Annotated in this window: 18 protein-coding genes, 1 pseudogene and 1 riboswitch; of the genes and pseudogenes, 5 read left to right on the plus strand and 14 right to left on the minus strand. The window is 61.9% G+C overall.

Annotated features, from left to right (window positions below; translation table 11 throughout):
• Window positions 1-10: 10 nt before the first annotated feature.
• Window positions 11-3,061, minus strand: a complete 3,051-nt coding sequence (gene fdnG / locus UIA24_RS16625; RefSeq protein ID WP_330523362.1) for a formate dehydrogenase-N subunit alpha — start codon at window positions 3,059-3,061, stop codon at window positions 11-13.
• Window positions 3,062-3,377: 316 nt separating this feature from the next.
• Here fdnG and UIA24_RS16630 point away from each other — a divergent pair, with 316 nt between their 5' ends.
• Window positions 3,378-3,728: a hypothetical protein gene (locus tag UIA24_RS16630; RefSeq protein ID WP_102051924.1), complete on the plus strand. Its 351-nt coding sequence runs from the start codon at window positions 3,378-3,380 to the stop codon at window positions 3,726-3,728.
• Between the two features lie 6 nt (window positions 3,729-3,734).
• Here the strand turns inward: UIA24_RS16630 and UIA24_RS16635 are convergent, their stop codons facing one another.
• From UIA24_RS16635 to UIA24_RS16660, 6 genes are all read right to left on the minus strand, one after another.
• Window positions 3,735-4,817 (minus strand): helix-turn-helix domain-containing protein, encoded by a 1,083-nt coding sequence (locus UIA24_RS16635; protein WP_065758625.1) that lies wholly within the window; start codon window positions 4,815-4,817, stop codon window positions 3,735-3,737.
• A gap of 178 nt (window positions 4,818-4,995) precedes the next feature.
• Window positions 4,996-5,967, minus strand: coding sequence for a PDR/VanB family oxidoreductase (locus tag UIA24_RS16640; RefSeq protein WP_330523363.1), 972 nt, complete (start codon window positions 5,965-5,967; stop codon window positions 4,996-4,998).
• A 62-nt stretch (window positions 5,968-6,029) separates the two neighbouring features.
• Window positions 6,030-7,478 (minus strand): NAD-dependent succinate-semialdehyde dehydrogenase, encoded by a 1,449-nt coding sequence (locus UIA24_RS16645; RefSeq protein WP_330523364.1) that lies wholly within the window; start codon window positions 7,476-7,478, stop codon window positions 6,030-6,032.
• A 51-nt stretch (window positions 7,479-7,529) separates the two neighbouring features.
• Entirely contained in the window at window positions 7,530-8,651 is a 1,122-nt protein-coding gene (locus tag UIA24_RS16650; RefSeq protein ID WP_065758628.1) for an aromatic ring-hydroxylating oxygenase subunit alpha, read from the minus strand.
• Window positions 8,652-8,792: 141 nt separating this feature from the next.
• Window positions 8,793-10,394: a BCCT family transporter gene (locus UIA24_RS16655; RefSeq protein WP_102051922.1), complete on the minus strand. Its 1,602-nt coding sequence runs from the start codon at window positions 10,392-10,394 to the stop codon at window positions 8,793-8,795.
• Window positions 10,395-10,587: 193 nt separating this feature from the next.
• Entirely contained in the window at window positions 10,588-11,679 is a 1,092-nt protein-coding gene (locus UIA24_RS16660; RefSeq protein ID WP_065758630.1) for a tartrate dehydrogenase, read from the minus strand.
• Window positions 11,680-11,787: 108 nt separating this feature from the next.
• Between UIA24_RS16660 and UIA24_RS16665 the strand changes: the two genes are divergently transcribed.
• A complete protein-coding gene (locus tag UIA24_RS16665) occupies window positions 11,788-12,690 on the plus strand; it encodes a LysR substrate-binding domain-containing protein (RefSeq protein ID WP_305885270.1) in 903 nt (300 codons plus the stop codon).
• A 57-nt stretch (window positions 12,691-12,747) separates the two neighbouring features.
• On the opposite strand, the gene UIA24_RS16670 is transcribed toward UIA24_RS16665, so the two are convergent.
• The 5 genes and pseudogenes from UIA24_RS16670 to UIA24_RS16690 all read right to left on the minus strand — a co-directional run bounded on the left by UIA24_RS16670 (window position 12,748) and on the right by UIA24_RS16690 (window position 19,423).
• Window positions 12,748-13,767: a FecCD family ABC transporter permease gene (locus tag UIA24_RS16670; RefSeq protein ID WP_330523366.1), complete on the minus strand. Its 1,020-nt coding sequence runs from the start codon at window positions 13,765-13,767 to the stop codon at window positions 12,748-12,750.
• Window positions 13,767-14,738: an ABC transporter substrate-binding protein gene (locus UIA24_RS16675; protein ID WP_330523367.1), complete on the minus strand. Its 972-nt coding sequence runs from the start codon at window positions 14,736-14,738 to the stop codon at window positions 13,767-13,769. The genes UIA24_RS16670 and UIA24_RS16675 overlap by 1 nt, the downstream gene beginning before the upstream one ends.
• On the minus strand, window positions 14,735-15,520 hold the full coding sequence (locus UIA24_RS16680) for an ABC transporter ATP-binding protein (protein ID WP_330523368.1): 786 nt from the start codon (window positions 15,518-15,520) through the stop codon (window positions 14,735-14,737). Before UIA24_RS16680 ends, UIA24_RS16675 begins: the two co-directional genes overlap by 4 nt.
• A 20-nt stretch (window positions 15,521-15,540) precedes the next feature.
• A pseudogene (locus UIA24_RS16685) lies at window positions 15,541-17,732 on the minus strand (TonB-dependent receptor).
• Between the two features lie 59 nt (window positions 17,733-17,791).
• Window positions 17,792-17,993: riboswitch (cobalamin riboswitch) on the minus strand.
• 29 nt (window positions 17,994-18,022) lie between these two features.
• Complete coding sequence (locus UIA24_RS16690) at window positions 18,023-19,423, minus strand: amino acid permease (protein WP_330523369.1); 1,401 nt, start codon at window positions 19,421-19,423, stop codon at window positions 18,023-18,025.
• Between the two features lie 386 nt (window positions 19,424-19,809).
• Here UIA24_RS16690 and UIA24_RS16695 point away from each other — a divergent pair, with 386 nt between their 5' ends.
• The 3 genes from UIA24_RS16695 to UIA24_RS16705 all read left to right on the plus strand — a co-directional run bounded on the left by UIA24_RS16695 (window position 19,810) and on the right by UIA24_RS16705 (window position 23,064).
• Complete coding sequence (locus UIA24_RS16695; RefSeq protein WP_330523370.1) at window positions 19,810-21,063, plus strand: 2-aminoadipate transaminase; 1,254 nt, start codon at window positions 19,810-19,812, stop codon at window positions 21,061-21,063.
• A 220-nt stretch (window positions 21,064-21,283) separates the two neighbouring features.
• Entirely contained in the window at window positions 21,284-22,144 is an 861-nt protein-coding gene (locus UIA24_RS16700) for a CAP domain-containing protein (protein ID WP_330523371.1), read from the plus strand.
• A 68-nt stretch (window positions 22,145-22,212) separates the two neighbouring features.
• Window positions 22,213-23,064, plus strand: coding sequence for a CAP domain-containing protein (locus tag UIA24_RS16705; protein WP_330523372.1), 852 nt, complete (start codon window positions 22,213-22,215; stop codon window positions 23,062-23,064).
• Between the two features lie 84 nt (window positions 23,065-23,148).
• Here UIA24_RS16705 and UIA24_RS16710 read toward each other — a convergent pair whose 3' ends face one another.
• Both UIA24_RS16710 and UIA24_RS16715 read right to left on the minus strand, forming a co-directional pair.
• Window positions 23,149-23,331 (minus strand): DUF1289 domain-containing protein, encoded by a 183-nt coding sequence (locus tag UIA24_RS16710; RefSeq protein ID WP_065758640.1) that lies wholly within the window; start codon window positions 23,329-23,331, stop codon window positions 23,149-23,151.
• A 3-nt stretch (window positions 23,332-23,334) separates the two neighbouring features.
• Window positions 23,335-23,691 (minus strand): hypothetical protein, encoded by a 357-nt coding sequence (locus UIA24_RS16715; RefSeq protein ID WP_330523373.1) that lies wholly within the window; start codon window positions 23,689-23,691, stop codon window positions 23,335-23,337.
• Between the last annotated feature and the right edge of the window lie 209 nt (window positions 23,692-23,900).

The following is a 23,900-nucleotide window of genomic DNA, read 5'->3' on the forward strand; positions in this document are numbered from 1 at the left end:
GTTCGCTCCGTTACACCTTTTCAATATTCACGAGAAACGCCTTGTATTCCGGCGTATGGGTATTCGACTCGCCGACACCCGGGGTCAGGGTGTTGGCCAGGAATCCCTTGCGTGTGCTGCCTTCGTAGCCCCAGTGGCAGGGGATGCCGATGGTGTCGACGTCCTGGCCGTCGATGGTCAGGCGGCGGATACGCTTGGTCACCACGGCCTTGGCCTTGATGTAGCCGCGCTTGGTGCTGACCTTGACTGTGTCGCCTTGAACGATGCCCTTGTCACTGGCCAGTTTTTCACCGATCTCGATGAACTGCTCGGGCTGGACGATGGCATTCAGCCGTGAGTGCTTGGTCCAGTGACGGAACAGCTCGGTGATCGAGTAGGTGGTCGCCACATACGGGAACTCCTCACGGGTGCCCATGCGCAGGCGGTCGCTTTCGTACAGCCGTGCCGTCGGGCTATAGGTGACGTTGGGGTGCAGCGGGTTCTTCGCCAGCGGGCTTTCGGTTGGCTCGTAGTGTTCCGGGAATGGCCCGTCGTTCATGGCACCGACCGAGAACAGCCGGCCAAGGCCTTCTGGCAGCATGATGAAGGGGTTGGTATTGCTGCCCGGTGCGGCGGTGACGGCAAAGTCCGGTACGTCGACACCGCTCCAGCGCGTGCCGTCCCAACCGATCAGTTTGCGCTTGGCATCCCAAGGGTTGCCCTGCGGGTCGGCCGAAGCACGGTTATAGAGGATGCGGCGGTTCTGCGGCCACGCCCAGGCCCAGCCCGGCGTGCAGCCCAGGCCACTGTCGGCATTGTCGCGCCGTGCCATCTGGTTGCCTTGCTCGGTCCATGAACCGGCGAAGATCCAGTTGAAGCAACTGGTGCTGCCGTCGTCGCGTAGTTGCGAGAAGTCGTTGAGCAGCTGGCCCTTGCGCAGGATCAGATTGCCCTGGTCATCGTGCAGGTCGGCCAGGGCGCGACCGTTGGACTCCTTCGCCACTTCTTCAGGTTTCGGGTCCAGCGGGTCGGCATAATCCCAGGCCATGTTAAGGATCGGCGCCGGGTTGGCGCCGCCTTCCTTCTCGTACAGCTCGCGGATCTTGAGGAACAGGTGGCCGAGGATCTTGCCGTCGTGCCAGGCTTCCCCGGGCGGTGCGGCACCCGCCCAGTGCCATTGCAGCCAGCGCCCGGAGTTGACGATGGAGCCGTCTTCTTCGGCGAAGCAGGACGAGGGCAGGCGGAACACCTCGGTCTGGATCGAGGCGGTATCGACGTCATGCTGTTCGCCGTGGTTCTGCCAGAAGCTTGAGGTTTCAGTGGCCAGCGGGTCGATGATCACCAGGAACTTGAGCTTGGCCAGGGCAGCCTGGGCCTTGTTCTTGTCCGGGAACGCCGCGACCGGGTTGAAGCCTTGGGCGATGTAGCCGTTGACCTTGCCTTCATACATGCGGTTGCTGAAGTTGAGCACGTCATAGCTGTCGTCCCACTTCGGCAACCAGTCAAAGCCCCAGCTGTTCTCCCGGGTCGCCTTGTCACCCCAAAGGCTTTTCATCAGGCTGACGAAGAACTTCGGGGTGTGCTTGTAGTAGTTGACCTGATCAGGCAGCAGCGCCGTTGGGGTGATCTGCTTGAGGTAGGTTTCAAGGTCGGTTTGCGCGTCGGACGGCAGGTTCATGTAACCCGGCAAGCGCAGCGAAAGCAGGCCCAGGTCGGTGTAGCCCTGGATGTTGGAGTGCCCGCGCAAGGCGTTGACCCCGCCACCGGCCATGCCGATGTTGCCCAGCAGCAACTGGATCATGCCCGAGCCACGGATCATCTGCGCGCCGTTGGTGTGGTGGGTCCAGCCCAGGGCGTAGAGGAAGGTCGCGGTCTTGTCCGGGGCGCTGGTTTCACCCAGGATCGCGCAGATCTTCAGGAAATCGTCTTTGGGTGTGCCGCAAACCGTGGTGACCATCTCCGGGGTGTAGCGGCTGACATGGGCCTTGAGCAGGTTCCACACGCACCGTGGATGGCTCAGGGTCAGGTCGCGCTTGGCATAGCCTTGCGCGTCCAGTTCGTAGGTCCATGAACTGCGGTCGTAGGCTCGCTTCTGCGCGTCGTAACCACTGAACAGGCCATCGTCGAAGTGGTAGTCCTCGCGGACGATCAGGCTGGCGTTGGTGTAGGCACGTACGTATTCATGCTGGATCTTGTCGTGGCTGATCAGGTAGTTGACCACGCCCATCAGGAAGGTCACGTCGGAGCCCGCGCGGATCGGCGAGTAGATGTCCGCTACCGAGGCACTGCGGTTGAACCGTGGGTCGACCACGATGACCTTAGCGCCATTGCGGATCTTCGCCTCTATCACCCACTTGAAGCCTACCGGGTGCGCTTCGGCAGGGTTGCCACCCATGATCATCACCACGTTGGCGTTCTTGATGTCGACCCAGTTGTTGGTCATCGCGCCACGGCCAAAGGTCGGCGCCAGGGCTGACACGGTCGGGGCGTGGCAGACCCGCGCCTGGCTGTCGGTACCGAGGATGCCCAGGGCGCGTGTGAAGCGTTGATCGAGTGAGCCGGTCTCGCTGCTGGCGGCCGAGGAGCAGAGCATGCCGGTACTCAGCCAGCGGTTGACCGTGGTGCCCTTGGCATTTTTCTCGATGAAGTTGGCGTCGCGGTCGTCCTTCATCAAGCGGGCGATGCGCTCGATGGCGTGTTCCCAGCTGATGCGCTGCCATTTGTCCGAGCCCGGCGCCCGGTACTCTGGGTAGAGCAGGCGTTGTTCGCTGTGGATGTAGTCCACCAGCCCGGCCCCTTTCGGGCACAACGAGCCACGGCTGACCGGATGGTCCGGGTCGCCTTCAATGTGGAAAATGCGGGCCTTGGCGTTCTTCGCGCCGTCGCCCAGGCTGTACATGAGGATGCCGCAACCCACCGAGCAGTAGGTGCAGTTGTTGCGGGTTTCCTTGGCGCGCAGCAGCTTGTACTGCCGCGACTGGGTCGCTTGTGCTACGCCGGGAGCGAAGCCGAGGGTGGCACAAGTGGCGGTGGCAGCGCCGACGGTACAGAGCTTGAAGAACTGTCTTCTGCCAAGACCCATGGTTATCTCCTTATACAGACGACGTCAGGCATTGCGCGTCGGGGCCAGGCCCGACAGCAACATGTCGATGGTGGTCTTCGGTTTACAGGCTGGAAATCAGAGGGTGCGCCGGTGCCCATTCTGCGCAGGGCTGAGTGCGCGCTTGCGCCGCAGTCTATTGCCTTACTAAATGTAAGACTAATTGACCTTGTCGATGGCGCCATCGACACGCTCTATCGGTGACGCATGTACAGGCCCGGCTGGAGGTTTTCACGGGCAGGCACGCTCATCAGCCCCGCGCAGTGATACAGTCGCGTTTTCTCAAAGAGGATGGACCATGCGGGTAGTCATCGCGGTTGTTGCCGCAGCGTTGTTGGCGGGCTGTGCGTCCTCGACGATGGATGAAGCACGAAGCAAGACACCGGGCAAAACGTTTTCATCGGCCAAGTCGGCGGACGTCGTTGCCCAGTGCATTCAGTTTTCCTGGCAGGACGAAGCCGTGTTCGGTGTCGATGCCAGTGGTTACCTGGAACCCGGCAAGCAGGGCGGCTTTACTGTCTACACTCGCGGTGCGGAGTCGTTTGCAGACATCCAGAGCCAAGGGGCGGCCTCGCGCGTCAACTACTACGCGGTGAAGCCTGACGCGGTTGCCCAGCGTCGCATGGCCGCCTTGGCCACCTGCCTCTGAACGGGGTCAGTGTGTTGCCGCCAACTGGGCTTCCAGGTCGGCAATGCGTGCCTGCAGGCGCGCCTGCTCTTCGCGCTGGGCACTGATGTCCTCGTACACACTGATCAGTTGTTCCGGCTCACCGTTCTGGCAGCGTTGCAGGGCGGTACGCGCCCGTACCCAGACATAATGCCCGTCTTGATGGCGCACGCGCTTTTCCACGACATAGCGGTCGATCTCGCCGGCCAACAGACGCTGCAGCAGTGTCAGGTTGGTCGCCAGGTCGTCAGGGTGGGTGAGTTGCTGGAAGGTCATGCCATAGAGTGCTTCGGCGCGGTAGCCCAACAGCTCGCAGAAACTGCTGTTGACCCGCTTCCAGGTGCCGTCCAGATCAATGTAGGCGAGGGCGCCCCAGGCCAGCTCGAAGATCGCCCGAAAGCGTTCTTCACTGTTGCGCAATGCTTCTTCAGCCACCTTGCGATCCGTGGTGTCCATGCTGATGCCGACCATCCTGATCGAACGCCCGGCGCTGTCGCGGACCACCGTGGCACGCGAAGAGATCCAACGCAGTTCGCCGTCGGGTTGGTAGATGCGGAAGTCACACTCGCAGCCAGTGCCTTCAGCCACGGCCTGGGCGTACATGGCCTGCATGTTGAGGACATCCTCTTCGGGCAGGTGAACCCAGAAGTCCTCGTTACGGTTGACTTGCCAGCCGTAGACCGCTTCGACGTTAGGTGAATAGGTGACTTCGTCGCTGATCAGGTTCCATTCCCAGGTCACGATGCGGGCGCCTTCCTGGGCCAGCTTCATGCGGGTTTCGCTTTCCATGATCTCGGCGGTATAGCGGCGACGCAGATCGGTCATCGGCAGTTCGACCACCTGGGTAGTCTGCACATCCTGCAGCGCGTCTTCGCCATAACGCAGCCAGATCCAGTTGACCTTGAGGAAGGCTGCCAGCTTGCGCAGGTTGTCGTAATCGATTTCGCCGCCACGGGTCCATTTGTGTACCGCCGTACGCGAAATGCCCAATGCCGTACCCACCGCCTGCAAGGTGAGTTTGTGGTGTTCAAGCAATTCTTTCAGGCGAAACGCGAAGCTGTTTTCCATCATGCGCAGGGGTGTCCTGGTCAGGTACAGAGCCTGCAGTATACCTAAGCTGTCAACTTGAGGTTGACGGTGTGCGCCAGTGTCAGTCGTCAGGGGGGCTTGCTGCGCCGACAAGCCAGCACCCCTTTACCACAGGATCACAGGACCACAGGGTTGGGGCTGGCTTGTCGGTGAGGCGGTGTTACAGGTCCAGCACCAGGCGTGCCGATTTGGCCCGCGACACACAGACCATCAGGCTCTGCTGGGCGGCTTTTTCTTCATCGCTCAGGTATTGGTCGAAATGTTCGGCCTCGCCGTCGATGATCCGCGTTTCGCAGGTACCGCATACGCCTTCCCGGCACAGGCACTCGACGTTGGCGGCCTTGGACTTCTGGATGGCCTGCAGGATGGTCATGCCTTCTTCCACCAGCAGCTCCTGGCCGGAACGGGCCAGCACCACGGTGAATGCCGCGCCGGTGGCCGGCGTGGCGGCAAATTGCTCCCAATGTACGCGTCGCTCGGCGATGCCGGCCTTGGCGGCAGTGGCGATCACCGCATCGATCAGTGGCTTGGGCCCGCAGACATAGAGGTGGGCATCGTCCGTCAGGCCTGCGCAGAGTGCGGCCAGGTCGAGCTTGCGCCCCAGGCTGTCGATATAGAACCGGGTACGCCCGGCATGGGGGCCGCTCGAGAGGTCATCCTGGAAGGCGCCGTGCTCCGGGCTGCGGAAGGCGTAGTGCAATTCGTAGTCGGTGTCGCCACCTTCCAGTTCATGCAGTTGCGCCAGGAACGGCGTGATGCCGATACCGCCGGCGATCATCACGTGGCGTCCGGCGGTCGGGTCCAGGGCGAACAGGTTGTTCGGGCTGGAGATGGTCAAGGTACTGCCGACCTCGACCTGTTGATGCATGAACGCCGATCCACCCTTGGACTGCTCTTCCAGGCGTACGCCGATCTGGTAGCTGCGGGTGTCGCGTGGGTCGCTCATCAGCGAGTAGGCATTGCTGAACTGGCTGCCGTCGGCACCCTGCATTTGTACGATGATGTGGCTACCACCGGTAAAGGCTGGCATCGCTGCGCCATCGTCGCGCGCCAGGGTGAAGCGCTTGATCAGGGGTGTTGCTTGCTCTACTGCGGTTACCCGCACGTTGAACATTTCATAGGGGTTGGCCATGGTTCACCTCGACTGCAGCAACGCGCGGCAGGCCCTGCCGCGCGCTGTAACTCAATGCCTGTTCAAACGGCCAGGCACAGGTACTTGATTTCCAGATAATCCTCGATGCCGTACTTCGAGCCTTCGCGGCCCAGGCCGGATTGCTTGACCCCGCCAAAGGGGGCGACTTCGTTGGAGATCAGCCCGGTATTGACCCCGACCATGCCGTACTCCAGGCGCTCGGCCACCTTGAAGACCCGTGCCAGGTCACGGCTGTAGAAGTACGCAGCCAGGCCATAGAGGGTGTCGTTGGCCAGGGTGATCACCTCTTCATCACTGGAGAAACGCACCAGTGCCGCCACTGGGCCGAAGATTTCCTCGTCCAGCAGTTCCATGCCTGGGCCAATGTTGGCCAGCACGGTCGGTTCGAAGAAATTTCCGCCCAAGGCATGGGCCTTGCCACCGAGTACGACTTCGGCGCCTTTGCTCACCGCGTCGTCGATCAGGCTCTGGACCTTGGCCACGGCCTTGTCGCTGATCAGCGGTCCGACCTGCGTGCCGTCGCTTTGGCCATGGCCGACGCCGAGGGCGCGTACGCGCTCGACGAAGCGCTCGGTGAACTGTGCATACACGCGGTCATGCACATAGAAGCGGTTCACGCAGACGCAGGTTTGCCCGGCGTTGCGGTACTTGGCTATCAGGGCACCTTCCACGGCGGCGTCGATGTCGGCGTCTTCAAACACAATGAACGGCGCGTTGCCGCCCAGCTCGAGTGACACCTTCTTGATGGTTTCGGCGCATTGGCCCATCAGCATGCGGCCAACCGGGGTCGAACCCGTGAAGCTCAGTTTGCGCACGGCCGGGTGACGGGTCAGTTGCGCACCAATGGCCGGCGCATCACCGGTGACCACGCTGAACACGCCCGCCGGTACGCCAGCGCGCTCGGCCAGTTCGGCCAGGGCCAGGGCCGAGAAGGGGGTTTCGTTGGCCGGCTTGACCACGATGGTGCAACCGGCGGCCAGTGCCGGGGCGACTTTGCGCGTGATCATCGCCGCCGGGAAGTTCCACGGGGTGATGGCGGCACAGACACCGATGCCTTGCTTGATCACCAGCAGACGCTTGTCGCTGGCCGGGCTTGGGATGACATCGCCATAGACACGTTTGCCTTCTTCGGCGAACCACTCGACAAACGAGGCGGCGTAGCGAATTTCACCCAGGGCTTCGTGCAGCGGCTTGCCCTGTTCCAGGGTCATCAACTGGGCCAGGTCTTGTTCGTGTTCCAGCAGCAGCTCGAACCAGCGGCGCAGTACCTGCGCGCGGTCCTTGGCGGTGCGCCCGCGCCAGCCGTCCAGTGCGGCTTCAGCGGCTTCGATGGCCCGCACCGCTTCGGCGCCGCCCATCAGCGGTACGTTGCCGAGCACGTTGCCATTGGCCGGATCGGTCACGGCCAGGTGGCGACCGTCATCGGCCTCGCACCAGGCGCCAGCAATATAGGCTTGCTGGCGGAACAGTTTGGAATCGTTAAGTTTCACGCAAGGCACTCCGTATACCGCCGCCGACCCGTAGGTCGGCGGCTGGCAGGGTCAGTCGTTGATATGGGCGACGGCGATCAGGTTGTGGAAGTGGGCAATGCCGTGCTCGCTCATGCCGCTGCGCTGACGGTCGGCCATGATCCGGCCCTGACCACGGTAGCCACGCGACTTCAGGCCCTTCTGCACGCTTTCCACCAGGCGCAGGTCTTCAGGACGGAACACTTCGCGGTACCAGTCGATCAGCTTCTGCTGCTCTTCGGTGATGTCCTTGTTCAGGAAGTAGATGTCGTAATGCTGGAGTGTGGTTTCAGCATCGACCGGGAACTCATAGATCACGGTCATGAAGTTCGCACCTGGCGGTACGTTGAACATGGTGCATGGCCAGGTCCAGAAACCGGCGAAGGATGGGTCTTTCACCGAATCGTCGAACTTGAACGACTGCTCCGACGGTTTGGCCAGACCGTATTGCAGGGTCCAGTTACCGAAGGTGGTGTGGGTGTACTGGCCAACGTCTACCGAGTCGGCGAAGCCTGGGTGGGCCGGCGCGCAGTGGTAGCACTCCAGGTAGTTGTCGACGATCGACTTCCAGTTGGCCGGGGTGTCGCTGACGAAGCGGGCAGCCAGGTGCAGGTCATCAATGACCGCACAGGCTTGACGCATGCGCGCCTCCAGGCCAGGCAGCTGTTCTTCAACGGTGCCGGCTTCCATGTCCATGTTGATGAAGATGAAACCGGCGTACTCCTCGACGCGCAACTGCACCAGGGTGGAGTTTTCCTTGTCGAAGTTCACCACGTTTTCGCAGTTACGGGCATGGGCCAGCTCGCCATCGAGCTTGAAGGTCCAGGCGTGGTAAGGGCAGGTGATGACGTTCTTGGCCTTGCCGCTGCCGCTGAGCAGCTGGTGACCACGGTGTGGGCAGACGTTGTAGAAAGCGCGCAGCACGCTGTCACGACCACGAACAACGATGATGCTTTCGCCGATCACTTCACGGGTGATGTAGGCGTTGTTTTCGGCGACTTCGCTGCGGTGGCCCACACAGATCCAGCTATGGGCGAAGATCGTTTCTTTCTCGTGCTCAAACACCGATTGCTGGGTGTAGAAGTTCGCCGGAATGGTAAAGGCTTCATCGGCGTTGCTGCAGAAGTCGGCGGGCAGACGTTTGAAATCGTTCATGGTGGTTTCCTCTTACAGGCACTGACGCGTTAGCGTCGTACTTTTTACTTGTTGGTTAACGAGTATCTATTGGTTAACAAGCAGGGCAAAAAAAATAGCCTGCCGCCTCGGTCCCTGAGGGCGAGCAGACCGTCGCCGTGGTTACGGCGTTGCGACAACCGCAGGGGCCGGGGCTTTTTCTTCAGGGGATTCACCTGCCAGCCGCGCCGCTTCTTCTTCGATGCGGTATGCCGGCACATGGCTGTAGTCCTGAAGCATCCATTTGAAGAAGCCGTAGATCTTCACCAGCAGGATCAGCATGAACGGGATCGCAGTGAGCACGACAGCGGTTTTCATGGTCGACAGCGAAGCCTTGGCGAACAGCATGGCCAGTGGCACCAGGGTCAACACCAGGCACCAGAACAGGCGGTGGGTTGGCGTTGGGTCTTCACCTTCGCGCAGGTTCGGGGTGCTGGTGGCTGCGACCGCATAGGCAGCAGCGTCCATGTGCGAGGCGCAGAAAACGGCCATGATGAACAGGTACACGGCGAGGAACACCTTGCCCAGCGGCAGGGCGGTCAGCAGCGCACTCACGGCGCTTTCGCCACCTTGTTCCGTCAGGATTTTCGGCACGTCGATGGCACCCGTGATGAACTGGTGCATGCTGTAGCTTTCCAGTGCGCCGAAGAAGAACCAGCACCCGAAGCTGCCACCCAGCAGCAGGGCGAAGACCACTTCCTTGATCTGCCGGCCACGGGAAACGCGGGTCACGAACATGGCCACGCCCGGTGCGTAGGACACCCACCACAGCCAGTAGAACACCGTCCAGTTACGGGTAAATGCACCGTCACCGGCAGGGTCGGTGAACAGGCTCATGTGCACGTAGTTCTGGATCATGATGCCGACGGCGTTGGCCGTGTTGTTGATGGTGAACTGCGTTGGGCCGACCAGCAGTACCACACCGGCAAACACCAGCGCGCCGATACAGACCATCTTGCTCAGACGCTGCAGGCCGCCATCGATGCCGATGTAGGAACTGAGCGAGAACAGCACTGCCACGGCACCGATCACCATCAGTTGCACGGTAAAGGTGTTGGGCGTGCCGGCCAGGTCAGCCAGGCCTCGGGTCAGGGTCGAGGCGGTCAGGGCCAGGGATACCGTCAGTGCGCCCATCATGGTCAGCAGGAAGATCAGGTCCACGGTGCGACCGACCGGGCCGGTGGCCTTGAAGCCGGTTACCGCTTCAACGATCGAGGCCAGGTTCAGGCCGCTCTTCTTGCGGACATGGAAGTGGTAGGCCATGGCCAGGGATGCCAGCGCGTAGATCGACCAGGCGCTGATGCCCCAGTGGAAGAACGAGTAACTGACACTGTATTCCAGTGCCTGGCGCGACTGCGGAACAATGTTCAGGCCCGGCGTCTGGTAGTAGTAGGCCCATTCCATGACGCCCCAGTAGAGGGTCGAGGAGCCCATGCCGGCGCAGATGAACATGAATACCCACGTGGTCGTGGAGTATTCCGGTTTACCACTGCCGAAGCGGATGTTGCCGTACTTGCTGAAGGCCAGGTACAGCACCGCCAGGGAGCTGATGAACACCAGCAACTGCACGCTGGTACCGAAGGTGCGGGTGGAAAACTCGAACAACAGGTTGGCCGTGGTTTCGGCCTGGGTGGGGAACAAGGCTAACCCGATGACAGTGAGCAGCACGGCAATCAGGCTCACGGTAATCAGAAACACATCAATCTTTTTATTTTTGTGGGACATCATCGTCTCCTGGACGTTGGCGTACGTAGTGCTTGGCCCGGAGCAAGTCCGGGGTACTGCGGTACCTCTACCTCCTTGTCGTTAACCAAAAGTTAACGTGAATCTTTCGGTTAACAGTTTGCATAGAATCGTCGAGGACTGCAAGCACGCGAAGGCCGGTTGTCGGACAATCCTGACAACCGGCCCTGGGTGATCAGGCCCCGATCAGTTCGGCGATCGCCTTGCCGACCTGCTGGGTGGACGCGTTGCCGCCCATGTCGCGGGTGGTGTCACCGTCGGCGATGACCTGTTCAATGGCCTTGAGGATGTCGTCGTGGGCGGCGCGGTAGCGTGGGTCGGCACCGTCATTGCCAAGGAATTCAAGCATCAGTGCACCGGACCAGATCATGGCAATCGGGTTGGCGATGTTCTGCCCGAAGATGTCCGGCGCCGAGCCGTGTACCGGCTCGAACAGCGACGGGAATTTGCGTTCCGGGTTGAGGTTGGCCGACGGCGCGATGCCAATGGTGCCGGCGCAGGCCGGGCCCAGGTCGGAGAGAATGTCACCGAACAGGTTGGAGGCCACCACCACGTCGAAGCGCTCTGGCTGCAGGACGAAACGTGCGCAGAGGATGTCGATGTGCTGCTTGTCCCAACTGACGTCAGGGTAGTGCGCAGCCATGGCGGCGGTACGCTCATCCCAGTACGGCATGCTGACCGCCATGCCATTGGATTTGGTCGCTGAAGTCAGGTGCTTGCGTTCGCGGGTCTGGGCCAGGTCGAAGGCGTACTTGAGGATGCGGTCGACACCACGGCGGGTGAACACCGACTCCTGCAGGACGAACTCATTCTCGGTGCCTTCAAACATCCGCCCGCCCAGCGACGAGTATTCGCCTTCGGTGTTTTCGCGGATCACCACGAAGTCGATATCGCCAGGTTTGCGCCCGGCCAGTGGGCACGGCACGCCAGGGAACAGGCGAACCGGGCGAATGTTCACGTACTGGTCGAAGTCGCGACGGAACTTGAGCAGCGAACCCCACAGGGAAATATGGTCCGGTACTTTGTCCGGCCAGCCGACTGCGCCGAAGTACAGCGCATCGAAACCTTTGAGCTGCTCGAACCAGTCGTCCGGCATCATCTTGCCGTGCGCCAGGTAGTAGTCGCAGCTGGCCCACTCAAAGAATTCGAACTCAAGGTTCAGGCCGTGCTTGCGCGCAGCCGCTTCGACCACGCGGATACCTTCTGGGAGAACTTCGTTGCCGATGCCATCGCCAGGGATTGCGGCGATCCGGAATGTCTTGCTCATGGGGGACACACTCGTTGTCTAGGGAACAGGTGCGGACCATGCTATAAGGGCTTCGCTTAGAGATAATCTCGTCAATCATGGATTCTTAGTGCACGTATCGTGAACAATATGCCCAGCCTTGAAGACCTGACCATTTTTGTTCAGGTCGCCAAACGTGCCAGCTTTGCGGCAGTTGCCGATGAGCTTGGAATGTCTGCCGCGTTCATCAGCAAGCGCATTCGCGTGCTTGAAGACAACCTGGGGGTTCGGTTGCTGCACCGCACCACCCGGCGTGTGTCGGTGAGTGAAGAGGGCGAGCGCGTCTACCGCTGGGCGCTGCATATCTTTGATGCGGTGCAGCGCATGGGTGACGACATCAGTGCCCAGCACCGCGAGCCGGTAGGGCAACTGCGCATTGCCAGCAGCCTGGGGCTGGGCAGGCGTTTCGTTGCCCCGGCCTTGTCGGAGCTGGCCGAACGTTACCCGAAGCTGGATATCCGGCTGGACGTGCATGACCGCCTGGTTGACTTGATCGACGAAGGGGTCGACCTGGATATCCGCGTGGGCAACACCATCGCCCCGAACCTGATCGCCAAGCCACTGGCGAAGAACCGCCGTGTGCTCTGTGCCTCCCCAGACTACCTCGAACGTTGTGGCACGCCGCGAACCCTGGCGGAACTGGCCAGCCATGACTGCCTGGTGATCAAGGAACGTGACCACCCGTTCGGGATCTGGCAACTGGAAGGCCAGCAGGGTGAGGAGAGCGTGCGAGTGACTGGCACATTGTCGACCAACCATGGCGAAGTGGCCCACCAGTGGTGCCTGGATGGTCGCGGGATACTGCTGCGCTCCTGGTGGGACCTGCACGACAGCCTGGCGGCAGGGCGGTTGGTGCAGGTGCTCAGCGAGTACCACCAGCCGGCGGATATCTGGGCGGTGTACGCTTCGCCGCTGGCCAGTTCGGCGAAGGTTCGCGTTGCGGTGGAGTTTTTCCGTCAGTACTTTGCCGAACGCTACACCCTGCCTGGGTAGTCATTGTGTTCTCACGCCCTGTGCGCGGCTTCTGGATCGCCAGCAAAGCTGGCTTACCTATCGGCGCCGTAGCAGGGCGATGAAGAACACCCCGCCAATCGCTGCCGTGGCGATGCCGATGGGCAAGTCTTGCGGGGCGATCAGGGTGCGGGCGGCAACGTCCACCCAGACCAGAAACAAACCGCCGAGCAAGGCGCTGACCGGCAGCAGTCGCCGGTGTTCGGCGCCCACCAGGCGCCGGGCCAGGTGCGGCAGCATCAACCCGACAAAACCAATCGCCCCGGACAACGCCACCAGCACCCCGGTCAGCAATGCCGTGCAGACGAATACCTGCACGCGTACCGCCTGGACATTGAACCCCAGGCTCACGGCTGTGTGTTCTCCGCTCATCAATGCATTCAAGCCACGGGCCAGGGCCAGCAAGGCGAGCAGGCCGAGCAGCAAGCACAGTGCCGGCAGCCAGAGCATCTCCCAACGTGCCAGGCCAAGCCCGCCGAGCATCCAGAACATCACCGAATTGCTGGCGTGTTGGTCGCCGGTGTACAGCAGCAGGTTGACCAGTGCCATCAGCACGAACGACACCGCCACCCCAGCCAGCAACAACCGTTCGCTGCTCATTCGGCCTTGTTGATTGGCTACCGCCAGCACTAGGGCCATGCTGCCCAAGGCGCCGATGAAGGCGGCCAGCGGCAGGCTGAACACCCCGGCAAAATCGCCGAGGAACAGCACCACCAGTACTGCGCCCAGCGCCGCGCCGGAGCTGACCCCCAGCAGGTGCGGGTCGGCCAGCGGGTTGCGAGTCACGGCTTGCAGGGCGGTACCGACCAGGGCCAGGCCGGCGCCAACCAGTGCGCCCAGCACCACCCGTGGTGCACGAATCAGCCAGACGATGCGTGACTGGCCCTGCGTCCAGTCACCGCCACCGCTTAGCCCCAACTGCTCGCCAACAATCCCCCAGACGTACGCCAACGGTACGCTCGCCGAGCCAAAGGCCAGCGCCGTCAGGCACGACACCAGCAGCACGCCCAGTAACCCAAACACCAACAGGCGGTACGCCGCCACGCTACGTATCGGCATCACTGACCTGCCCGCGCCACGGTCTGCGGATGCAGGGCGTTGGCGATGGTTTCGATGGCCTCGGCGTTGTCCACGGACGGCGTCACCGCCACATAGGGCAGCACGATAAAGCGTTGCGTGCGGATTGCACTCACGCCCTGCAGGGCCGGGTGCTGCAGCAGGAAATCACGCTTCTGTTGCCAGGTGCGTGGGCCATAGTCGACGATCAGGATGACCTCGGGGTCTCGTTCGACCACACTTTCCCAGTTGACCTGGGTCCAGCTGGCGGCGATGTCGTCCATCACGTTTTGGCCACCTGCCGTCGTCAATAGCGCCTGTGGAATACCCAGGCGCCCAGAGGTCATGGGGCGGTCTTCGCCGCTGTCATAGAGGAATACGCGCGGCGTTTCGTTCGTTGCCGTCAGCCGCGCCTGAACCCGGGCGATACGTTGGCGCAGCTCGTTGATCAACGCCTCGGCGCGGGCTTCGACCGAGAAGATTCGCCCGAGATTGCCCAGGTCACGGTACAGGTCGTCAAGGCTGGCCTCGCGTTGCGGCATGATCCGCGAGCAGGACTCGCTCAGTTCATAGACCTTGATCCCCAGCGGTTCAAGGCTGGCCGGGGTGAGCGGGCCGCCAATCCGCATGCCATAGCCCCAACCGGCGAAAAAGAAGTCGGCACCCGCGTCCAGCAGGTTCTCTTCGCTGGCGTAGTGGCTGGCGAGTTCCGGCACACCCTCGAGGGCCGTGCTGAGCCTCGGGTCGAGGGTTTTCCAGCCGCTGACGCCGGTGTAGCCGACCATGCGTTCGCGCAGGCCGAGGGCCAGTAACATCCCGGTCAGGTTGATGTCATGGCTGACCACGTGCTGCGGCGCCTGCTTGAACGTGACCTGGCGGTTGCAGCTCTGCACACTCAGCGGGTAATGGCTGGCCTGGGTCGAGAGGGCCGGCAGCAGCGCAAGCCAGGCGAGGTAGGGAAGCGCTCGTTTCATGGTTCGGTGATCCAGGTAATGCGCGGGTAGCCGGCCAGTGGATGGGTGTCGACCAGTGCATGCACACCGAATACCTGGTGCAGGCGTTCGGCCGTCAGTACCTCGGCCGGTGTGCCGCTGGCGACAATGCAGCCGTTGTCGATGACGTAAAGGCGGTCGCAGAATGCCGCAGCCAGGTTCAGGTCGTGGAAACTGGCCAGGGTGCTCAAGCCCAGGCGGCGCAAGTGGCCCAGCAGTTCCAGTTGGTAGCGTGGGTCGAGGTGGTTGGTCGGCTCGTCGAGTATCAGCAGTTGCGGTTGCTGCACCAGTGCACGGGCCAGCAGCACGCGCTGTTTTTCGCCACCGGAAAGGGTGGCGAAATCGTGTTGATCAAGGTTGCCCAGGCCAACCGCGTCGAGGGTCTGTGCGATCAGCTGGCGGTCTGCCTGGTTGTCGCCGGCAAACATCCCCTGGTGGGGCGTGCGGCCCATGGCCACGACGTCAGCCACGGTAAGGCCGAACGCCTGGGGAAACTCCTGCAGCACGACGGCGATGCGTTGCGCGCTCCAGCGCGGGCGCTGCTGCCAGAGGTCAGTGCCGTCCATGCTGACATGCCCGGCCAAGGGCAGGTTGAAGCGGTAGGCGCAGCGCAACAGGCTGGTCTTGCCACTGCCATTGGGGCCGATCAGACCGACGAACTCACCGGCCGCCACGTGCAGGTCGATACCGTGCAGCAACCAGTGCTGACGACGCTCGAGTGCTGCCGGCGTCCAGCGCAGTTGGTGGATATTCAATGCGGTCATGAGCGGCGGTTCCTTGTGCCTTAGAAACGGTAATCGAGGGTGGCGAAGTACGAGCGCGGCGCCCCCATCAGCCATTGCTCAGTGCTATGGGCCGTGACGGCATAGCGGCGGTCGAGCAGGTTATTCAGTTGCAGGCCCAAACGCACCTCCGGCAGCAGTTGCCAGCCGAGATTCCCATCGATCACGGTGTAGCCCGGTACCGTTGCGGTGTTGGCGGTATCGGCATAGCGCGCATCAACGTAACGCAGGCCCAGCCCGGCATCGAGGTTGTTGCGCAAGGCCTTGCTGAGCCAGAGGTTGGCGGTGCGCCGTGGTACACCGATCGGGCGGTTGCCCGAGCGGGACACGATATTACCGGCCACCACCTCGTCGAAGTCATCATACGCGGCACGCACCAGCGAGGCGTTTGCCGAGACGTGCCACTGCTGCGCAAGGGCCAGCTCCAGGGTCGCCTCCAGGCCTTCGGAAGACTGCTGGCCGACTTGCTGGGTGAGTCGCGTGTGGCTGTCGGTGACCACCGGCAGCTTCTTTTTCACGATCTGATAAGCCGCCAGCGTCCACTCGCCGCGGCCGTTCCAGAACTGCTGCTTGAGGCCGAGTTCGGTTTGCTTCGACTCGGTCAGGTCCATCTGCTGTGCAGCCGGGCTGAGGCTGATCAGGTCGCCAACCCCGTCTTCACTGGTGGAGTACTGGCCGTACAGCGACAGCTGCTCGGTGACTGCATACACCAGCCCGGCACGCCAGTTGCCACCGTCGAGGCTGCGGTCGCTGCGCGTGCCGTCGACCCGGTTGTCGCGGTCGATATGGTTCTGGTCGCGGCGAATTCCGGTGACCAACGACCAGCGCTCTGACAATTGCGTGCGGTTTTCCGCGAACAGGGCAAAGGTCTGGGTGGTGCTGTGAGTTTGTGGGCGGGTGGGGTCCTGGCTGCTGAAGTATCCCGGGGCCGGCTGCCACGGGTCGATGTAGTCGCCGCCGTTGTCGGTGTACGGCGAATTGCTGTCGACGTCGAAACGAATCCGGTTGTATTCGGCACCGACCACGGTCTTGCTCGTCAGGCCGAACAACGTATGGTCGAGGGAAAAGCTCTGGCGATCGCCGATTTGCTCCTGATCATGCTTGATGTGCAGATAGCTCTGGCGCAGCAGTTGGTCGCGGCTGCTGTCCCAGCTGTAGTCCTCGGCATTGCGCCAGTGCCGGCGGCTCTTGATGTAATAGAGCTGGTTGCTGGCCGTCAGGCTCTCGTTGATCGACCAGTCGCTGTTCAGTCGCGTCCATTCATCGTGGTAACGCTGTACCGCGTCGTGGAGGTTGTAGTTCTTTTTGCGCAGGCTGTCGCGGTAGTGGCCGTCGATCAGCGGAGTACCGAAGTCGTTCATCGGCTCACTGTCGCCACGCTCATGGGCCAGGGTGAAGCTCAGGTCATCACTGGCATCCCAACGCAGCGCGGCACTGACGGCGAGGTTTTCCGAGTCGCCGCGATCAATCCAGCCGTTGCTCTGCTCACGGTTGAGGGTGAGCCGGTAGCTCAGGCGCTCGTTTAACGAACCACCGCTGTCCAGGCCCAATTGCTGGCGGTCATACGAGCCATAGCCCAGGCGCAGGTGGTTACGGATCTCGCCGGTGAAGGGCTTCTTCGGGATCACATTGATCACGGCCCCGGTTGCCCCTTCGCCATACAGCACTGAGGCCGGGCCACGAATGATGTCGATGCGTTCGACCATCCACGGGTCTACCGGGAAGCTCTGGGTGCCTGCGCCGGTGTACAAGCGCGAGCCGTCGAACAGGGTCATCACCGAGCTGTGACCGCTGAAGCCTCGGGCAGAAAGGGCTGTGTTGCCGTTGCCCGGGGTGCCCACAGAGGTGATGCCCGGCGAGCGACTGACCGCGTCCTGCACACTGCGGTTGTTGCGCCCGTCGATGGCCTCGGCATCGAGACTGCTGGTACTGGCAGGCGTCTCCAGCGCACTGAGGTTCAGTCGGGAGCCGGTCGGCAGTGGTGTTGCCAGAGTGATGGCTTCGCGTTCGCTATCACGATCGCCCGTGATGGCTGTCGAGGGCAGGGCGAGGATGCGCTCGGTATCATCAGTGGCCAGTGTCGGCAGCGAAAGCGAGAGGCAAGCAGAGGACACAAGGGTGTGAAACAGGTAATTGCGGGACATGTCGTTCCAGGCTGAAACAGGAATGAATGAATCCCGGGGGAATAACGCATAGAGGCATGGCGAGCACGCAGGCGCCCGCCCACCGGCCTGCGCCCGCCCACCGCGGGGTTGCCAAACAAGGTTTCAGGCCGGTCTCCGGGCTTGCGAGGGTCATGAGGCCTTCACCTTCCCATGCCGTGGCACAGTGGTCTGTCGAAGGCCTCGCTCGCTTACCGTTGCGGGGGCAGCGCCGGACTGGTCAAAGAGACGCACCGGCTTCCCGTTTCACCCTGCGCACGGCGGCGCAGGACACCTGAAACTGGCGCGCATCTGAACATCGAACGCCAGCTCAGTCAATCACTTAGCCGCGTTGCGCGGCAGCAGTGGCAGGTGTTGTCGTGCTCGATTTGCGCACCAGGCTGATCATCAGGACGATGCCGGCGACCGCTGCGGTCATCAGGGTTTCATAGCGATATGCAGCGCTGAACAACATGTAGCCGAGCACGCTGCAGATCAAGGCGATGACGAACCAGGTCAGCCATGGGAACAGCCACATCCGAAACACCGGGGTCTGGCCTTTCTGCTCCAGCTGTTTACGCATGCGCAGTTGTGACACCGCGATCACCAGGTATACCAGCAGGGCGATGGCGCCGGTGGTCGAGAGCAGGAAGCCAAAGACCTTGCCCGGCAACAGGTAGTTGATCAGGCAGCCGACGAAGCCTGCCAGGGTGGACATCAGCACGGCCACGGTCGGCACGCCGCTGCGCGAAATGTAGCGGGTTGCAGTCGGTGCTTCGCCGCGTGCGCCCAGCGAGTAAAGCATGCGCGATGCGGTGTACAGGCCCGAGTTCATGCAACTGGTCACGGCGACGAACACCACCAGGTCAACGATCAGTTTCGCGCCTGGCACATTGAGCACTTCCAGTGCGCGCTGGAACGAGCCGACCTCCAGCAGCCGTGGGTCGTTCCAGGCAACCAGCGAGACGATGAAGAAAATCGAGAAAATGTAGAAGATCGCAATGCGGTAGATCACCAGGTTGGTGGCGCGGCGGATCTTCTCTTTGGGGTTCTCGGTTTCGTCGGCGGCGATGGTGACGATCTCGGCGCCGAAGAACGAGAAGATGGTCACCAGAATGCCGCCCAGTACCGCACCAAAGCCATTCGGCATGAAGCCGCCATTGCTCAGCAGTTGGCTGACCCCCGAGACTTCAGCCAGCGGCCAGTAGCCCAGTACGGCCGCGCTGCACACGCCGATGAAGGCCAGAATGGCGATGATCTTGATCAGGGCGAACCAGTACTCGAAGGTGCCGAAATTGCGCACGCTGATCAGGTTGGTGGCCGACAGGGTGATCATGATCAGGAAGGTGAAGGCCCAGGACGGGATGGCGGGGTACCAGGCATGCAGGATGTCGGCACCGGCGATGGCTTCGACCGGGATGATCAACACCCAGAACCACCAGTACAGCCAGCCGATGGTGAAGCCGGCCCAAGGGCCGATGGCCTCGCCGGCGTAGGTGGAAAACGAACCGCTGTTCGGGTTTGCAACGGCCATTTCGCCGAGCATGCGCATGACCAACAGCACCAGCAAGCCGGTCAGTGCGTAGGAGATCAGGATGGCCGGGCCTGCGGTGGCGATGGCGTTGGAGGAGCCGATGAATAGACCCGCACCGATAATGCCTGCGATGGAGATCATCGAGACCTGGCGTGTGGTCAGGCCATGCTTGAGCGAGCGTTGCCCGCGGTTGTTATTGTTTGAACTCATGCATCAACCCTCGGTTCAGCAGCCCCCTGGCTCACAGGTCCGTTCGGGGTGAGCCGGCGCTGAACAATCGTTAGTAAGGAAACCTTCCGTGTCGGTACTGCGTCCTGGTCCTGGTAATTGATCCAGATCAGTATTGGTCGACGAACGGGGCTTCAACAAACGAGCAATACTCAGAACATCATTCCTTGGAGGAATTCAAGGTGTGCCTGGGACGACCGTGCGAGGTCTTAAGGAAAACATTCTTGCTAAGTGCTTTGTGACCGATGACGCCAAATTCGATACTTTTAGGAATGACAGTAGAATTTTTATTCGCTTGTGCCAGGCCACCGTCACTCGCTTAGATAGCCGCCATACACGACCCTCAAGCCACGGGAGCGGCGCTTGTCATGCCTGCGCAAACCATCAGCAATTCCATCGCAATAGTTCACCCGATCGAACTCGATCATGGCTGCAATGCCGAGGTCTGGGATGTCGATGGCAAGCGTTACATCGACTTTGTCGGCGGTATCGGCGTGCTCAACCTGGGCCATTGCAACCCGGCGGTGGTGGCGGCGATTCAGGCGCAAGCGGCACGCTTGACCCACTCGGCGTTCAACGCTGTGCCGCACACGCCTTACCTTCAGTTGATGGAGCGGCTTGTGGCGTTCATCGGCCTGAGCTACCCAGCCAGTGGCATGCTCACCAACAGTGGTGCCGAAGCAGCCGAAAATGCCCTGAAAATTGCCCGGGGCGTTACCCGGCGCACTGCAGTGGTGGCGTTCGACGGCGGTTTTCATGGCCGCACCCTGGCCACCCTGAACCTCAATGGCAAGGTCGCCCCGTACAAACAAGGCATTGGTGTGTTGCCGGGGCCGGTCTATCACTTGCCATACCCTAGCCCGGACAACGACGTCAGTGTCGATCAGGCGCTGAAGGCCATGGAGCGCCTGTTCAGTGTCGAAATCGACGTCAACGAGGTGGCCTGTTTTATCCTGGAGCCGATTCAGGGCGAGGGTGGTTTCCTGGCGCTGGAGCCAGCGTTTGCCCGGCACCTGCGTCAGTTCTGCGATGAGCGCGGGATTCTGCTGATTGTCGATGAGATTCAGTCTGGCTTCGGTCGCACCGGGCAGCGTTTTGGCTTCGGTCGCCTGGGTATTGAGCCGGACCTGCTGCTGCTGGGCAAGAGTATTGCTGGCGGGGTGCCGCTGGGCGCGGTGGTGGGCCGTCGGCAATTGATGGACACGCTGCAGCGCGGCGCATTGGGCGGTACCTATTCAGGCAACCCAATAGCCTGTGCGGCGGCGTTGGCCAGCCTGGAGCAAATGAGCGACAGCAACCTCGCCACCTGGGGCGAGCGGCAAGAGAAGGCGATTGTCGAGCGTTATCAGCGCTGGAAAGCATCCGGTTTGTCCGCTTACCTGGGGCGCCTGACCGGCACAGGCGCCATGCGCGGCATCGAGTTGGTAAATGCCGACGGCTCGCCAGCACCTCAGGCGCTGGCCACGTTGTTGCAAACCACCCGCGAGGCGGGGCTGTTGATCATGCCGAGTGGCAAATACCGGCATATCGTGCGCCTGCTGGCGCCGCTGACCATCGAACCCGAGGTGTTCGAGGAAGGTCTGGATATTCTCGAACGCTGCCTGGCTGGACTCAGCGTCTGACATCATTGCCCGCCGTACTGCTCACAGCGGCCCTCGGGCCGCTGTACCACGACGTCCTGAAGACGCTGACCCGGCTGGCGACCTTGCCACCTCGGTAAAAAATACCCTTCACCCCATGAACCTTGTGCAGCGGCTCCAGTCTTAGGCCCTGCCTTGGCATGTCTTGCCTTGGCTGCGTTACTGCCTTTTCTGTCGTCACCTCTTCAGAGCTGTCTGCCTCATGCGCCAAGCCGTCCACTGTTCCCGCATTGTTTCGCTCTGCCTCGTCCCGCTGTTGCCGCTGCTTTCCAGCCCCGCCCATGCGCGCGGGGAACAGCAGCTGGCGGAGGCGATCAACGACTACCGTGCTCATCCCCAGCGTTGCAGCAGAAGTGCGGGCCGCGCCTTGCCCCCACTGGCGCTGAAGTCGAGCCTGGCGTTGCCGATTCGCTATCGCGGTGAAATGCGCGAGGCGTTGAAGGATTCCGGCTATCGGGCCGTTTCAGTACGGAGTATCCGCTTGGTGGGCGCCTACGACGCTGATGAGGCGTTCGACCAGCTAGAGCGTGATTACTGCGCAGCCTTGCTCGATAACCAGTACGCGGATATCGGCATCCGTCGCGACGACAGTGAGTGGCGAGTCGTGTTGGCGCGCCCCTTGCTCGAGGGTCATCTGGAGGATCGGCGAGCAGCGGGCTCTACCTTGCTGGCACAGGTCAATGCGGCGCGGGCAAAGCCGCGCCTCTGTGGTCGTAAACGGTTTGCCGCCGCCCGGCCGCTTACCTGGAGTAGTGCCCTTGGGGCCGCAGCGCAAGGGCATAGCCAGTCGATGGCCAGCGGCAGCTACCTGGCCCATCGGGACCTTGATGGTGACATGCCCGCAGACCGGGCATGGGCGGCTGGCTACCGTGGCCGGCAGATTGGCGAGAACATCGCCGCCGGGCAAGGTTCAGCAAGCAAGGCTATGGCGGGCTGGCTGGCCAGCCCTGGCCACTGCGCCAACCTGATGAACCCGATGTTTACCCAGGTTGGCGCGGCCTATGCGACCAACTCGCGTAGCGATGCGGGGGTCTACTGGACGATGGTGTTCGGTGCGCCCTGAGTAAAGCCCTTGTGCCGCAGGGGGTGATTTCGCGCATTATTAGCACCATCAGAAAAAGGGAGAGTTACATGCGCGTCCTATCATCCGCTTTGCGTTTTGCCGCGTTGTCTGCAGGGTTGGTGTTAGCCGCCACGGCAGCCGCGACCGAGGAGACGCAACTGGTCCAGTCGATCAATGCCTACCGCAGCCAGGTGCAGCGTTGTGCGGGGCAGGCCTCGCAAGAGTTGCCGCCACTTGCAGCCGATCCGCGTCTGGTGCTGTCTGCCAGTGGTGTCGGTGACCTGCAGCAAGCACTGGCGCGAGCCTCGTACCCGATGGTCAATGTGCAGGCGATCAGCTTGTCCGGGCCGCGTGATGCGCAGGCGGCGATGAAGGCGGTGCAGGAGAGTTTCTGCCAGATTGTGCTCGACCCGCAGTTCGTCGATATCGGCGTCAGCCGCGAAGACCGTGCCTGGCGCATCGTGCTGGCCCGGCCGCTGCTGGCGGGGCGACTGGGCGACTGGCAAGCCGAGGGCCAGAAGCTCCTCGAACAGATCAACAGCGCACGTGCGCAGGCCCGCCAGTGCGGCACCCAGCCCTTTGGCGCGACAACACCGTTGGTTTGGAATGCGACACTGGCAACGGCGGCTGAAGGCCATACCCGATCCATGGCCAACAACAATTTCTTCGATCACAAGGACCGCGACGGCCGTACACCGGGTGACCGGGCTGAACTGGCAGGCTACAGCGGCCAACTGATTGGCGAGAACATTGCCGCAGGGCAGGACACCGTACGCAAGGTGGTCGACGGCTGGCTGGCGAGCCCTGGCCATTGTGCCAACCTGATGAACCCACGGTTCCGCGAACTGGGCGCAGCCTACGCAGTCGACCCCAAGAGTGACGCGGGGATCTACTGGACCGCGATGTTCGGTACGCCGTGAGCGCCGGGGTATCAGTACGTGCGCGGCGCCTGCATCGTTGGCAAGCCAACTCCCACAGGGAGCACTGCGCTTTCGGTATTTGGCTTAGGGGCGTTTCTTTTGCAGGCTTTTCAGGCGCTGGGTTGCGCGTTGTACGGCGGCCATCTTTTCCGGCCGCTTCATGCGCTTCCATTTCTTGATGTCTTCCTTGCTGCGACCACAGCTCAGGCACAGGTCGCCGCTTAGCTGGCAGACGGCGATACACGGGTTCTCGATATCCTTGGCCATGCTTCAACCCCGTGCCAAACGCTGTTGCCAGTTTCCCGCATGGGTGCGCTGGCATTGTTCTTCGGTGTCGTAGTGCACATGTGTCGACACGGGGTCGAGGGCAATCCCGGCTTCAACCAGCGCCGCTGCCGTCAGTTCAACCATGCGCGCGCCTTGCCCGCTGGCCAGGGCCTGTTGCTTGTTGGTCAGGGTATCGAAGACCCAGGTCACCTTCAGGCTGGAGGGGAACGCCCGGTAATCCACCGTGTGGGTTAGCCAGCAGAACCCGACGATTTCTGCCTTGGCCGTCTCGCAGGCCTCGGTCAGGGTTGCCACCAGGCGGCGCTCGATGTTCGCCTGATCGCGTTTGTTGAAAAACATGGGTTGATCCTTGCCTGTGTGTCGACGTGCAGTCTCTGGGGTGAAACGTTTTTTGCGCGAAGGGGTGACTTGTTCCGCTTGGCCGTCATCTCTGCTTGCATCATAAGCGATGTGCTGATGCCTCAAGCACAGAATGCTGAGTTGCTGATCGATATCGACTACTTCAGCAATCGCGCTGATTCGGGCTGCGGACCAGGCGTTGTACAGCG

Origin of the sequence: Pseudomonas sp. AL 58, assembly GCF_036348395.1 — a bacterium.
Classification (GTDB): domain Bacteria; phylum Pseudomonadota; class Gammaproteobacteria; order Pseudomonadales; family Pseudomonadaceae; genus Aquipseudomonas; species Aquipseudomonas defluvii.